1 protein-coding gene is annotated in these 798 nt (G+C 43.8%); it reads right to left on the reverse strand.

All coding sequences use genetic code 11. The features are described 5' to 3' along the window. Positions 1 to 148: 148 nt before the first annotated feature. On the reverse strand, positions 149 to 798 hold a 650-nt coding region (locus A3757_RS02885), incomplete at its 5' end, for a uroporphyrinogen-III C-methyltransferase (protein ID WP_197469689.1).

A 798-nucleotide genomic window follows, 5' to 3' on the forward strand; every position in this document is an offset into this window, starting at 1 on the left:
ATAGCGATAGCGAGTGCGGCGATGACCAGATTACTTTCTATTAGCCAGTTTCCATAAGATATTCGAACATATCCGGGGTCATGGCTGACAATCGCTGAAACACCAAGCGCTAGAGCCATGCCGACAATAATCAACANGAGTAAACGCTTCATGGTGTTGGCTCCTGCTTGGTACTGTTATCTGTGCTTGAAGGTGTCGGGTTGGAAAGTTTGCCTAAGCTATGGTTAAGATACATGGCTTCAATTTTTGTCTTCAGTAAGCGTAATGACTTTGAAATATCGGGTGTTTCGTAGCTTATTTGAAGTGTTTGCATACTTTTGAGTTTAGAAATCAGAGTTTTCGTTTGTTTGTCCTGAGTATCAAAGTAGTTCTCTAGCCAAATGCTTGCTTGTTTTAAGCTGTGAGTAAAAATAGCCTGGTTTTGCTCTAGTAAGGCAAGGTTTGCTTGTTCGAGCATCAGTCTTAGATTCTGCTTCAGATAATAATTTTGCTCAGGCGCCATAAGAGGCGCGACAGGGTGATCCAAACGCCGGATCAATACTGCTTTCTTTAGCTCGCCCCATACTTCCAGCCATGCTTGCTTCCATGCGGGAAGATCTGAAGTTTGTGATGAACGCTGGCTTGGTGTTTGTTCTGGCTCTGGCTTGCTCGTGTCTAAATAAGCGCTTTCTTTTAAGCCGTCTAAAGAAGAAATGATAGCCGAGAGTTGCATAAACATACCTTCACGGTCGAGGTGAGAAAGCTGTTGTAAGCTAAGAATCTCTTGATTGAGTGCTGCACGAACTGGGAGTAAGCCTG

It is taken from the genome of Oleiphilus sp. HI0117, assembly GCF_001635235.1.